General features: G+C 44.8%; 9 protein-coding genes and 1 pseudogene. 5 read left to right on the top strand and 5 right to left on the bottom strand.

The genetic code is table 11. The annotated features are described in order from the left end of the window. Positions 1–76: 76 nt before the first annotated feature. Positions 77–1,177 carry a threonine synthase gene (gene thrC / locus F6K51_RS14980; RefSeq protein WP_293021399.1) on the top strand — a complete coding sequence of 367 codons (1,101 nt, stop codon included), beginning with the start codon at positions 77–79 and terminating at the stop codon, positions 1,175–1,177. Here thrC and F6K51_RS14985 read toward each other — a convergent pair. Beyond that, positions 1,174–1,326, bottom strand: coding sequence for a hypothetical protein (locus F6K51_RS14985; RefSeq protein WP_293021401.1), 153 nt, complete (start codon positions 1,324–1,326; stop codon positions 1,174–1,176). The genes thrC and F6K51_RS14985 overlap by 4 nt on opposite strands. Positions 1,327–1,524: 198 nt before the next feature. Here F6K51_RS14985 and F6K51_RS14990 point away from each other — a divergent pair. The 3 genes and pseudogenes from F6K51_RS14990 to F6K51_RS15000 all read left to right on the top strand — a co-directional run bounded on the left by F6K51_RS14990 (position 1,525) and on the right by F6K51_RS15000 (position 3,749). After that, positions 1,525–1,930, top strand: a pseudogene (locus tag F6K51_RS14990) (hypothetical protein). A gap of 403 nt (positions 1,931–2,333) precedes the next feature. Beyond that, entirely contained in the window at positions 2,334–2,975 is a 642-nt protein-coding gene (locus F6K51_RS14995; RefSeq protein ID WP_293021402.1) for a tectonin domain-containing protein, read from the top strand. A gap of 645 nt (positions 2,976–3,620) precedes the next feature. Further along, on the top strand, positions 3,621–3,749 hold the full coding sequence (locus F6K51_RS15000; RefSeq protein WP_293021404.1) for a hypothetical protein: 129 nt from the start codon (positions 3,621–3,623) through the stop codon (positions 3,747–3,749). Here the strand turns inward: F6K51_RS15000 and F6K51_RS15005 are convergent. Both F6K51_RS15005 and F6K51_RS15010 read right to left on the bottom strand, forming a co-directional pair. Continuing rightward, positions 3,714–4,526, bottom strand: coding sequence for a hypothetical protein (locus F6K51_RS15005; protein ID WP_293021405.1), 813 nt, complete (start codon positions 4,524–4,526; stop codon positions 3,714–3,716). The genes F6K51_RS15000 and F6K51_RS15005 overlap by 36 nt on opposite strands. A gap of 83 nt (positions 4,527–4,609) precedes the next feature. After that, positions 4,610–4,924 carry a hypothetical protein gene (locus tag F6K51_RS15010; protein WP_293021406.1) on the bottom strand — a complete coding sequence of 105 codons (315 nt, stop codon included), beginning with the start codon at positions 4,922–4,924 and terminating at the stop codon, positions 4,610–4,612. A gap of 72 nt (positions 4,925–4,996) precedes the next feature. Between F6K51_RS15010 and F6K51_RS15015 the strand changes: the two genes are divergently transcribed. Further along, complete coding sequence (locus tag F6K51_RS15015; protein WP_293021407.1) at positions 4,997–6,343, top strand: transposase; 1,347 nt, start codon at positions 4,997–4,999, stop codon at positions 6,341–6,343. Positions 6,344–6,766: 423 nt separating this feature from the next. Here the strand turns inward: F6K51_RS15015 and F6K51_RS15020 are convergent, their stop codons facing one another. Further along, positions 6,767–12,556 carry an alpha-2-macroglobulin gene (locus F6K51_RS15020; RefSeq protein WP_365939965.1) on the bottom strand — a complete coding sequence of 1,930 codons (5,790 nt, stop codon included), beginning with the start codon at positions 12,554–12,556 and terminating at the stop codon, positions 6,767–6,769. A gap of 296 nt (positions 12,557–12,852) precedes the next feature. Next, on the bottom strand, positions 12,853–13,693 hold an 841-nt coding region (locus tag F6K51_RS15025; RefSeq protein WP_293021408.1), incomplete at its 5' end, for an excalibur calcium-binding domain-containing protein.

A 13,693-nucleotide genomic window follows, 5' to 3' on the forward strand; every position in this document is an offset into this window, starting at 1 on the left:
TCATGCTTCATACTTCATGCTTCATACTTCACACTTCACACTTGATACTTCACCCTGAATACTTCCCTAACCAAACGTGGCTTTAAGTCTGTCTGTTTCTACTTCACTCAACTGGCCTGGCTTAGTTGAGGCTTACCGTCCTTATTTGCCAGTCACTGACTCCACACCAGTGGTAACCTTACTCGAAGGTAACACTCCTTTAATTCCTGTCCCCACTATTGCCAAAATTATTGGCAGAGGAGTAAAGGTACTGGTGAAATATGATGGTCTCAATCCTACCGGTAGTTTTAAAGACCGGGGCATGACCATGGCGATTTCAAAAGCTAAGGAAGCAGGAGACCAAGCGGTAATCTGTGCTAGTACCGGAAATACCTCGGCATCAGCAGCAGCCTACGCTCGTCGGGGGGGAATGCGGGCATTTGTAATTGTTCCTGATGGTTATGTAGCTCTGGGGAAATTAGCCCAAGCGTTGGTATATGGAGCGACAGTAATCGCCATTAAGGGAAATTTTGATGACTGCTTGACAATTGTCCGGGAAATGGCATCCAAGTATCCCGTGACCTTGGTCAATTCCCTCAATCCTTATCGCTTAGAAGGTCAAAAGACAGCTGCGTTTGAGATAGTGGACAACTTAGGTGATGCTCCTGATTGGCTGTGCATACCAGTGGGCAATGCTGGTAATATTTGTGCCTACTGGATGGGCTTTTGCCAGTACCATCAGCAGGGGAAATGCGATCGCTTACCCCAAATGATGGGATTTCAAGCATCTGGAGCATCTCCGATTGTCGCTGGCAAAGTCCTAGAGCATCCCGAAACCATTGCAACGGCAATTCGGGTGGGTAACCCAGCTAGCTGGGAAAAAGCGATCGCAGCCCAAGAAGCTAGTAAAGGGGCATTTAATAGTGTTACCGATCAAGAAATTTTAGATGCCTATCGGTTATTGGCATCCCAAGAAGGAATTTTTTGTGAACCAGCTAGCGCCACATCAGTCGCTGGTTTGTTGAAAGTAAAAGACCAGGTACCCACAGGAGCAACTGTGGTTTGTGTATTGACAGGTAATGGTCTCAAAGATCCAGATACTGCTATCGAACACAGCAAAAACCCATTGACAGAAGGGATTGAGCCCACAACTGCTGCTGTGGCAGAGGTGATGGGGTTAAAGCCAAAAGAGGCTTAAAGATGAGTGGTAACGTCGGTTGTTAGGTTGAAGGTTAGTCGGTTGTTCGCGTAGCGTGGCCAATAGGCCAAGGTTAGTCGGTTGTTCGCGTAGCGTGGCCAATAGGCCAAGGTTAGTCGGTTGTTCGCGTAGCGTGGCCGAAAGGTCAAGGTTTAGCTAATCCAGCGAGATTAGCCCTATAGCAATGTTCGTAATGGTGTTTCCAAATTTAAGGAACGAAGCGATTCAGCGCGGTCTTTCATAACTGTTCCCGATTCCCGATTCCCGATTCCCGATTCCCGATTCCCTGTTTCCATCAATCCTAGTAGAGCATCTCATTTCAAAACACTATCGCCATCAAATTCCTTATGCAACTAGAAGAGTATTTCAACTTTCTGGCTCCTGATGACATTCGGATAAAAGGTCATCGGATTGGGATTGAAACTGTGTTGTACGAGTATCTATTTAAGCGATGCAGCGCGGTCTTGGGGGTTTCCCCCATGAGCGACTGCATCAAGACAAGGACGCACTGCTGAAGAAATTGCGAAAATCTACTCAACTCTGACCTTGGAAGAGGTCTATGCCACAATTCTTTATTACCTACAGAACAAAGACACAGTTAGTCAATACATTGCTGACTGGCTAGAGTGGGCACATCAACAGCGTAAAGCTCAAGCCTTGAATCCTCATCCTGCTGTTGCTCGACTCCGGAAAATCAAAGCAGAAAGACAAGCCCAGTTGAAAGCCAATGGCACTGAAGTATCTAATGGATGAGAATGTTGACCCAGCTTACCCAACTCAAATCCGACGCAAATGCAGGGTAAGCGCAAGAAAAAATGGCTCATAATGTGCATTGGCTGGATATCGGTTGATCGTGGCTCGAAACCCCTATAATCTCTTATAACTGTACTCGCAATAGAGTTAATTTGTTGAGAATGACGCGGTCTTTTTATCAATAAGGATATGCTTATTGCTTCTTGCGCTTACCCTGGCCAAACTAGGAGAGCCATTTTACACAATATCCGAAAATAGTACAAAAGGTACCCTCAGGGGTACTGCAAAGTCTAGGTTAAATCAAACATTATATAAATGTGTTGATTGAAATTAATGACACTGATCTTTTTTCAGTCAATCTGCAAATACATACATGTAGTTTCCACACTCACAGGAGTTTTATATGAGTGACTTCGAGACCATGCTGGACATCTCTGTTGGTTCTGATGGTACCGCTTTTGGCATTGACAATCAACAAAGAGTTTTCAAATATTCATTACAGGGTTGGCAAAGGGTAGACCCAGATTTTGAAGCAGTTCAAATAGCAGTTGGTGACAGTGAAAATGTTTGGGCAATCGGGGCTGGAGAATTATTCACTTATAAACTTGAAGGAAATAGCTTTGTTCAACAACCGCAGGGCAGTAAAGCTATTCGCATATCTGTTGGTATAGCTGATCCAACCCAAGTTTGGATAGTTGGAACGGACACCAATACATATAAGCTAGAGAACGGATCATTTGTACAGACTCCATCTGGCTCTAAAGCACTGGAGATCTCCGTATACGACACTACTACGGTTTGGATAATTGGAACGGACACCAATACATATGAGCTAAAGAACGGATCATTTGTACAGACTCCATCTGGCTCTGAGGGCAAGCAGATATCAGTAGATGCATCGGAGAATGTCTGGTTAATCGGCACTGATGATAATTATTATAAGCTAGTGAATGGTGCATTTATCAGATCTTCTATTCCCTGGGAGGGCAGTGGTTTAAACAGCCTCTTGGCTGCAAACCGACTACTTAGGAACCGTGTAAAATAACTTGAACAATTAACCCAGAGAAAGAGGCTTAATTACCGGCGTTGCTGATTCTGGGTATGGCGCACGCCCCCCTAGCCACCCAAGCGAGGGATTGCTCGCTTGGGGGGAACAAAACTCTCTTGCGTCCCCCGAGCGAGGGATTGCTCGCTCGGGGGATTTAGGGGGCTTTAATAAAACCAAATTATCCCGCATTCATTCCTTAATTCAGCAACGCCTAATTACCAGGGTAAGCGCAAGAAAAAATGGCTCATAATGTGCATTGGCTGGATATCGGTTGATCGTGGCTCGAAACCCCTATAATCTCGTAGAACTGTACTCGCAATAGAGTTAATTTGTTGAGAATGACGCGGTCTTTTTATCAATAAGCATATGCTTATTGCTTCTTGCCTTGACCCTGGACGCAAATGCCCTGATTTAGTGATTCGCGCAGTTGGGGAAATCGGTACTCCGAGCCTCAGTACACTAGACCCGGAAATTCTGTGTTCGTCTTAGAATCTTCATCGATCAAGCCTGAGGGGGTAAGGAAATAAGCTAAAACGCAGACTATATATAAGCTAAAACGCAGACTATATAAGCGACCTAGCTTTTAGAGCTCGTTGATTATACAATCGTAGTCTTGATGCAGTTGCTCATGAGAGTCCCCCCATGAGCAAGCTACCTCCCGACTCCCGACTCCCGACTCCCGACTCCCGACTCCCGACTCCCTACTCCCTACTCCCTACTCCCTATAACCCAGGACTAAAGTCCCTTATCCAATTGAGAGCTGCTATATAAAGTGGGATAATTTAATAGTGGAGTTCTCTCAAACCCAATTGGCAGTCGATTTAATCGACTTAATTCCTTATCAATGTGATTAATAAAGTATTTCATTTCTCTAGGATTCCCATCGATATCTTGGCCTGTCACCAAGTAGCTAGTTACCTCATTCTGTAGAGATGCATAGTTCAGGTATAACTGTTTGTTATTGACAATACTGTCCTCATACCGGAATAATCCCGGAATATTTCCAAACAGAATAGCTGATGCTGAAACCACTACGAAGATATTAATCACATAAGGGTGAGTACTATTCCAACCTGATCGAATAATAAAGAGTAAACAAATTCCTGCTACAATTGCTGTACCATAGGTCATTAACTTAGACATATAGTAATTGTTGTAGAAGAATGTCATCATTTTAAAATGTCTTTGGTCTCGCGCTTGGATTTCTTGGATTTGGTCACTAATTCTTTCTTGTTCAAGGGGAGCAGCATCAGCGATGGTCTCAGTATAGGCAACTGGTTCTCTTGGGGGCAACAACCACTTTTGGGTTTGGTAGTTACCTAAGGAATACAGAAATATGACTCCTACAGTAATAAGTAAAACCAATACAGAAGTTATGGCGATATGTCCAATCAGGGGCTTCGACCAAAATTTTGGCTCAGTTAAGCCTATTGGCTTAGTTTCCTGATTGTCCGTTTTGACAACGGTTTCAATGGTTTCATGATTATTAGTTTTTTTCGAATTTCCTTTATCGATGTCGATAGCTGAAGATTTATTAAACTCTAACATTAGCTTGACCTCCAAGGGGCGGACATATGGTTTTTTATTGGGATTCGGTTTTTGATTCGGATATGAATTTAGTACCATCAACTTTAACAAAATAGGGGGAGTTTAAGGGGGCGAAATTCTCCCACCTGGCCAAAGGCCACGCTAAGCGAACTTTCAGGTGGGGGATGGATAGCCCCTTGGCTTACGGCCACGCTACGCGAACAAATACCAGAAGCCTGTTTTCTTACCCAGCTCTCTATATACTCTCCAACGCTTACCCCGGAATCTTTAGCTGCTAACTGCAACCATTTCCAAGTAGTGTCTGTTAACCAAATTCCGTGTTGTTTTTTTAGTTCGTCATAATGATCAGGTGCTCCTCTCATTCTTTTCTGAGTTTTTTTCCTTTTTATGCTTGACATTTATATTTACTATCAACTATATTAAAATAATAGCAAACAAATAGCACGAGATTCAAGGAGGTGATTCCACTTATGGCGATTTTTAGGCAGACGTTCCGTATATATCCCAATAAAACAGCTACATCAAAGATGTTTTATGCGAGAAAACTGCACCAGTTACTCTACAACGCTGGGATAGCTGATCGTCGTTATGAGTGGAAAGTAAACAAAAAGTCTATAGGATATTTTGATCAGCAAAACTGTTTGCCTGATTTCAAAAAATGCTGGCCGGAATATAAGGAGTTATATAGTACGTCTTTGCAAGCTACTCTAAAGAGAGTAGACCTGGCTTATAATCGGTTCTTTCAAGGATTAGCTGGAATCCCAAAATATAAGCCAATTCGGAAATACTCCGGATGGACTTACCCCAGTAAAGCTGGCTGGAAAGTGAATACTGACGGGAAGCATGGGACTTTGACACTGAACGACCTCGGTCTCACTATAAAGATGCGTGGGCAGGCAAAGTTTTGGGGAACACCAACAACCTTAACAATTACTTATAAGCCTAGTCTAAACGCTTGGTATGCTTCAATAACTGTCAAAGCAGAAACCCCATTAACTAAATATGGCTCAGAATCTGATTTGACGTACAAGAAGATCATAGCCTATGACCTGGGGACTGAGACAGCAATCACAGCCTTCAATGGCAGCGAGTTTGAGGAGATAGCTAACCAGCGTTTTACTAAAACTCTAGAGCCTAAAGTGAAGGCAGCCGGGAAAGAAAAACGTAGAAAGCAAGCTCCTAATTTCAAAAAAGGTATTTTGGCGTCTAAGCGTTGGAAAAAAGCCAACAAAAAGGAATCCCAGTTAAAAAGAAAAGTTGGCTTGGCGCGCAAAGACTGGCAACACAAGGTTACGTCAGATTTATCTAGTCGTTATGACATCGGCGTAACTGAAAAACTCAACACGAAAGGGATGACCCGAAAAGCAAAAAAAGGGTCAAAAAGAAAGAAGCAAAAAGCTGGATTGAACAAAGCCATTTTAGATGTAGGATTCGGTACTATCAATAAAATGCTGACCTACAAAATTGAACTCAAAGGCGGAATTGTCCTTCAGTTACCAACTAGACAGCTAAAACCATCTCAGCGCTGTCCAAAATGTGGAAAAGTTCACAAAGAATGGGCTGAACTATCAAATAGATACCACAGCTGTGATGCTTGTGGGTTTGAACTTGATAGAGACAAAACAAGCGCAATGGTGATGTTCAAAGCAGCTAATGGAAATCAGCCGGGGTACGGGACTGACCTCGAAAAACGTGGATTTTCTAGCTCTACTTCAAAGACCAGTAAACATACTGGATCGATGAAGCAACTGGGAAAGATGAAGCGTCAAAAATCGCGCTCATCAGACGGGTCTGCTGATACCCCGTCCTGGCCGTAGGCCACGCCAAAGGCGAACGTCCAGGGCGGGGTAGTTCATAAGGGTATTCAATAAGTTTAAGTTGTCAATTTAAGGGGCTCTCCTAGACTGATTATAGTAAATTAGTAGTTTAAATGAGCTTAACCCCTTAAATAGCAAGGGATTCAATAAAATCAAAATACATTGTCTTGATGCAGTCGCTCATGGGGAGGGGCTGTGTGCGGAACCTGCGTCCGCACCTTGTAAGCCCCGTGGAAACCCCCAAGACCGCGCTGCATCGCTTTTATTAAAATTGCATTTTTAAATTACTAAAAACCTTACTTAGTAAGGGCTATAGCGATTATTTTATAGTAATTTATCATAGCCACCCTAGGAGAGCCATTTAAGGCAAAAGCAAAATGGTAATTAGCAATTAGCAATTAACAATTAATAATTAACTAATCATTAATCACTAATCACTAACGTAGAGGAAGCCGACCTGCCAAATTCTTCTGGGGCATAGTTGAGGTGTGCTTGGGCAGGGGGCCATAAATAGGTTCCTGGTGTAACTGAGCGCACCAGATAATGTAAATTATAGACACCAGCTTCCAATCGATCGGCATAAGCCACAATGCGATCGCGATGGATTTTCTGATAATCGATTTGCCAGCTATCCTGTTGAGCTTGGAAGTAAGGGGTAGCAGTTTGGAAACTAGTATCGACGGCTTCTAAGCCAGCTGGTAAGAGATCTTCGATCACGACATGATCCACTGGATGATCGGTAATCACCTCCACGCCAATATCAAACACTTGTCCCGCTGGTACTGTTAATGGCTCTTTGAGAGCATACAGTCCAATCTTTCGCAATACCTTTTCCTGATTAGCGGGACGTATGGTCTTGTTTACTCGTAATCCATTAAACCGACCGGGTTGATTGCCTTGTAAGCGATAACGATAGCTGGTTAAGTAGTGTAGAGTCCCTGAACCAGATTTTTTGACAATCAAGTCATGGCGACCTCGGGGTAAGTTATCCATTGTAACCTGAATCGATTGACTAGGTTTCTGATACCCCTGGAACTGGGCTGAGCCAAGTTTTTTCCCGGCTAGTTGTACCGTTGCTCCAAAGCTCGGGGGTGTAGGCTGTAATCGACTATAGTCTACTAAGGCACTCAAGGCTTGGGCATTATCGTAGCTAGTTTGCCAAGTGCCGTCTCGCCGTAACTCTAATAACCCTTGTAATAGTTTACTGCGAACCTCGGCTGAGCTGTTTTGGGCGATATATAGGCGCAAGGCTTGAGCTTGTGCAGTTGTAGAAGAATCCAGCCAACGCCAGCTTTGGGGTAAGTTTATCCGAGCTGAACGCCCAGTTTGATAGATGCTTTCCTGAAACTGATTGACTAAAGTTTGGGCTTGGCTCCGCCACTGAGGAAACTGGAATAAGTAACGCGCTAATTTAATCTGAGTGACCCGGTCGAAGTTACTGCTCTGTTCAGAAAGGTATCCTAGGAAGTCACTGCGGGTCTGACCGAGTTCTGCTAACCCCATCAGTGCTTCTAATCGCACCTTACTCTTACACACTACGCTCTTGCAATAATCATACTGACCAGGATTTGCCAATATTTTCTGCAAGTAGTTCTGGAGACGGCTCACCATCCCAGCATCTACTGGTAATCCTGCTGCTTTCGCCCGAGCTAGAGCAGTAGCAGCATAGGGAGAAACAAAGGGGTCTGAGGATTTTCGTCCGGGCCATCTGGCAAAGCCACCATCTGGTCGCTGAAGTTTCTGTAACTGTTTGATAGCCTCAGTGCCTTGTTGGCTAGGGTTAAACTCAGCAAAGGTCTGACCATATTGTTTGCCGAGTATTTCCAAATTGGATGCGATCGCTAATTTACTTGCTACCGGTTCTAAGAAGGGTAAGTCTTCGTTATCCAAGACTTGCTTAGCCGGAGCAGTAATTTCAGGAATCAGAGTGCTAGCCAGGGAAATCTCTAACCCTCCCCTGTCAGGTACCACGTTACTAGCTATATTCACTGGGATTTTTACTTGAGTCCTGGTTACTCCCGATTCCACCACTTGCTCAGTCATGTCAACCGGTTTAACAGCTAAAGGTACTTCAAACCCATCCTGATTACCATTGAGCTTAGTCGTAAACTTGACTTTAGCTTTACCCAAGTTATTGGCTACCATCGGAAAACGATAACCACTGGTTCCGGTCTTGGCTGAGGTTTTTTGATTCAGCGTAGGCCCTTTACCACCATCAAACTGAACGGCACCGGTCAGTTGTCCATTAATTTGTAAATCTCCCGTTTGCCCAGTATTATTAATTAGCGCTATCCCAGCTTTAAAGCGATCGCCTGGACGAGCAAATTGAGGTAATACTGGATTAGCCATCAGCCGCTTGGTGGTGATAAAGGTAGCCTGGCCATTACCAAAGTGTAGGTTGCCATCCGTTGCTACTGCCATCACCCGCCAAGTGGTTAAGTTATCTGGTAGTTTAAAGGTTACCCTTGCTTTACCATTGGCATCTGTTACCAGTGAACCATTGTAGTAGGCTAAGGGTTTGAATTCCGTGCGAATCCGAGTACTAGCTGCCCCAGAAGACTGTCCTCCACCATAGCCCCAGCCTTTTTGCGTCATTTCCATCGCTAGCTTTTCTAGCACCACCTTAGGACGGTTATCACTGAAGCGAGTGGAAATATCTTGCTGAGCATACACGGTCTCTACTAAATCCGGTATTTGGTAGCCACTCAGTTGCAAGATAGCTTCATTGACAACCATCACGGTAAACTGTCCCTTTACCGGTTTACCCTTAGAATCTTGCAATGCTAATTCCACAGTTTGCTTAGCACCAGGTTCAATGGACTTAGACTGCAATGTCTCTGTTACCTTGAGATAGTTATCATCCAAGCTGGTATTAAAGGGAGCAAAACCAATCCGCACCAGATTTTCTACACTCCCCGGCTCAACTTGGGATAGGGGTTTGCCTTGGCGCACTACTACTGCTTCTACTGCGGCATTAGGTACCATCTCGGGAGTCACTTTGAACTTAATCTCTGGGGCACCCCCTTTAACTTTGACTACTTTGCGATAGAGGGTATTGTTGCGAACTACTGAAAAATACAATTCCCCTTCGGCATAGGGAGATTGAATCAAGGCTGTGGCTGTTTCCCCAAGCTTATAGCTATCCTTGTCTAGTTTGATATCCAGGCGAGAGTTATCATAGCGAGACCCCCAGTACACTGCGTTTCCACCGGTTGCCCAAATTTGCAAGTCTGTTGCTGCTAAGTCATTTTTAGCCTTAGCAAAATTAGCGCGAATTCGATAAGAACCGGATGAGGGGGGAGTGAGCTTGATGGATTTCGGACTACTACCGGAACGGACAGTTACCTCTTTCACGGTTTTGTATTCCACCTGATTCTTTTCTCGCTGACTCCCTGCCAAGACCTGGGTGACACTGCTGTATTTCATTTCTTGCAGTTCCAGGCGTACTGATTGTCCTTTGATTAATTTACCCGTGGGGTCAGTAACAATCACTTCTAGAGGGAATGGTTTTCCGGCATCCGCCACCCAATCCCCTTTTAATCCAATTAGTTTATCGCTAGGTAAAGCTGTAAATGTTTTAGAATCGGATACCGACAGATTCGAGACATCGGTAACTTGGGCATCCACCCGGTAAGTCATGGGATAGGGCAGGTCTTTCGTCACCGGAATAGTTAGACTACTTTCCCCAGACTCACTTAAAGTTTGATTAGTTTGGAGGACATCACTGGTAACTTGCGGTCTTTCCTGGGGCCAAAACCACTGCTGACCAAAGGAAAACTCTTCCCATCCTGCTGGAGTAAAGTAGAAGGGGGTGCGGGTGACATAATAGGCAACCTTACCCCCATCTACATTTGAACCAAACCAATAATTTCCTTGGACATTAGCGTCCACCTTCTCGCCCATGTTAGCAAATTTTTGAGCAAGGGTCAGGTCAACTTTAAAGTTAGGAGGATTAAACTCAGCTACTCGGAAACCACCTGAAATTTCTCTGCCATTGCTTCCCCTGGCTTCAACGGTATAGAAACCTAGGGGTTGATTCTCTTTCAGGGGTAATTCTAAGGAGAAGGTACCAAATTCATTGGTTGTCTTAGTGCCTAAGTCTGTCTTCTTACCATTGGGTTCGACCAGCGTGACCTGATAAGATGCATTTTTGTCTTGGGTGAGGTTATCTTTTTCCAGATAATAGGCTGCTGCGGTGAACCAAGCCTTTTCTCCTGGTTGGTAAAGCTGTCTGTCTGAGAAAATAGTGCCTCGGGATTTGGGTTTGCCATTGTCCCAGTCTGAATAAATCCCGTAGCCATAATACCCACTATATTCATTGGTTCGAGTAAATGCCCAGTCTTTGCCTTCTTTAGCTATTACCAGTAATTTCGGGCCTTTAGTGAAGCGCGTTGCCCCATTCATACATTGACGTAGAGCCTGGCTGGTTAGGGCGATGGTGCCAGTTCTGTCAGTTTTTGCGATCGCACAGGGTTTTGGTGACCCTCGATAGGAAGCATTCAGCTCAGACTTATATATCTCTACCGTTGCTGCTGCTGGTGAGCCATCGGACAGATGATTCACTTGCACCAAACCCGAATCAGGAAACCATTGCGCAAACACTCCCAAATTGGTCAGCTGCACCATGCCATAATACTTTGGTTCCCACCACTTTTCGTTTCCATTCCCATCTTGATAGCGATAGGTTTTCGCTTGCACCCCATAGGCCAACATTCCCGTTGAACCTCCCAGTCGTTTCCTCAGGGAAACCGCGATATTAGTGGTTTTATTTTTCTTTCCCGCTACCCGGAAACGCTCCCATTGACTTGGGTTCGGTAATAAATCATTGCTCTTGCCACTGGGATAAGCGGAATCTTTATAGACCAAGTCAGTAGGTTGAACGATGCGATAAGCCGCTTTATACTCCGGTTGCGGTAAATTGACTGTAGAAATATTCAACTGTAGGGACTCGGAATTGCGTTTTAGGGTAGAGGGAAAGATATGCAAATCCGAGGGAGCCCAGATATCCCCTGCTAAATCCCCTGTTTGGTATTTAAAGGTTACAGGTTCACCCAAGGTTTGCCCAAATTGGTCAGTGAGATTAGCACCGAGAGTAACGGTATAGGTAATTTCTGGTTCTAATGCCCAAGGATTAAGGTTAACGAATCGATTGCCATCATAAGCTTGCACCAATTTGGGAGCTTCCTTGGGAGCAGGCTCAACCGTAATATGCTCCATGGCGGAAGAGGCCAGCAAACCATTATTAAATTCCAACCGAGCTGCCCCTTTCACAAACCGTCCATAAGCGCCTCCCGCCTCTGGCTGTCCGTAAAATGTGGTTTCCTGATAGGTCAAGGGGTCAAAGGTTTTGACTTGACTAACGAAAGCGGTTTCGGTCGCGATATTGCCGCGAGCGGGACGCACTCCAGGGGCAAAGGCTAATTTGTAATCGGTAGCTTTAGTGAGGGGTTGCTTAGGGGTGATCGTATAAATCCATTGCCGCAACGAAGGGTTAAATTCCTGAGCGGGTTGCCTATACTCATTGGAAACATCTGCTTGTTCCTTAAGGGCTACATCTAGCTTGACACTCTGAGTCTGACCTTTCGGTGTCATGGTCAAGTGCTGGTTTACTGAAGCGAGATCCAATTGGGTATTGGAGGTAAACTCTAACTTAGGCTCCAGAGCAATCGGTTCTGGTTCCGCTTCTGGATTCCGCTGAGTTGCTGGCAAATTGGTTAACTGGATCGGGGCAGTATTGAAGGTCCAGGCTAAGTCTTGTTCTAGACTATGATTGTTTAGGTCAGCTAATCCTGCTTTGATGGTAACTTGGACACGAGCGGCTAGAGGCAGAGCTTGGTCAGCTTGGAATCCTACCATCCGTGGGGTTAAGAAACGAAATTTCCCAGGGATAGGGGGTATGATTTCAAATTTCTGTAAGATTTCCCGCTGATTCGGACTTCCCAAGCGTTCAACGGGAATCAGGGGGTCTTTGAAGCGAATCCGAATTTGGGAAAGGGGCTCAGCCATGCCGATGGGACTAATTTGTTCAATCCACTCTGGGATTTGAGGCATCGGTAGGGGAGCTACTGCTGGTAAGGGTTGAAACCCTGACGTTAGTTTAGCGCTATCACAGCTTATTATTCCTAGGATGAGAGATAATCCCAGTAATAACCCTATGGCTGTTTTAATTACCCTACCCATGGCGTGCCTAGATTTTCCTTTTGGAGCTTCCATTTTTGATTAAAGCTCAGATTTTTTAATTTGGCAGGATTGCCCTAAGTTTCGTTAACTCGCCGGGGTAGGGCGCTTGTTGCAGCTAAGTATCAATAATGGAATGATTTTAATAGTTAGGTGGAATGGGCATCTTGCCCGTTCGGCGATCTTGGTAGAATGGGCATCTTGCCCGTTCGGCGATCTTGGTAGAATGGGCATCAGGCGTGGAACAGGCATCTTGCCTGTTTCATTCCCGGGCGGGCAGGATGCCCACTCTACTCCTATTCAGCGCGAAGATTCAGCAACGCCCACTTTGTTTAGGGCAGTGACTCACAAGCGATACCATCTTTATCACGGTCTAGCCGGTGCGGGTCGCCGGGAAAGGCATCAAGCACCTGTTGGGCTTCAGCTTGAGTACTGAAATCTGAACAATTGCAATCTGTATTCACGCAATTGGGCAATTCAGGTTGTGGAGCAGGAGACGAGTTAGGTGTTGTGTTACTAACCATCTTGGCAAAACGAACCTCAGATAAGCCAATCAGACTTGTCGGTCCATAGTTGGAGACAACATCGATTCTGGCAAACTGAGCTTTCACATTAGGAAAAGAGAAGATAGTAGCCGGAATATTGGTTGCAGGTCCTTTAGGCAGAGTTAGGGTTGAAGATTCAAAAACTGGATCACTAAAATCTGCTTTGTTAGAGAGAACTAAGATAAAGTCTTTGATACCCCGATTAGTTGCCGTTGTATTGAAAGCATTGTAATTCCATAGGGCTAGTGTATTCAAGACGACTGGGCTGCCAAAGTCAAAGTCAAAGTTTACATCAGCTGCCGTTGCACAATGATTTAGCTTCGCTGAGAGAAAGTTATCTGAATTTCCTCCAGCTACGTGGAGTTGATCCAGTTCCGTGCCGCTACCAGTCAGTCCATTGCCATTGAAAATGTTAGCTACAGCTCCAAAATTAGGTGTGAACGAGCCATTATTTAGGTTAACAAAACCAGTTGGATGTAGGATTTCAACCTGAGAACCAGGGCTGGAGAAGTTAAGATATGTTTGGGCTAGGGCTAGATCGGGGTAACTAGTCAGTGATGCTACTATCGAAAGCATCAACATAACTGTCATCACCAAAGCTTTAAAGCTTCTCAGTAAAATTTGTTTC

The organism is Moorena sp. SIO3I8, from assembly GCF_010692325.1.
Classification (GTDB): domain Bacteria; phylum Cyanobacteriota; class Cyanobacteriia; order Cyanobacteriales; family Coleofasciculaceae; genus Moorena.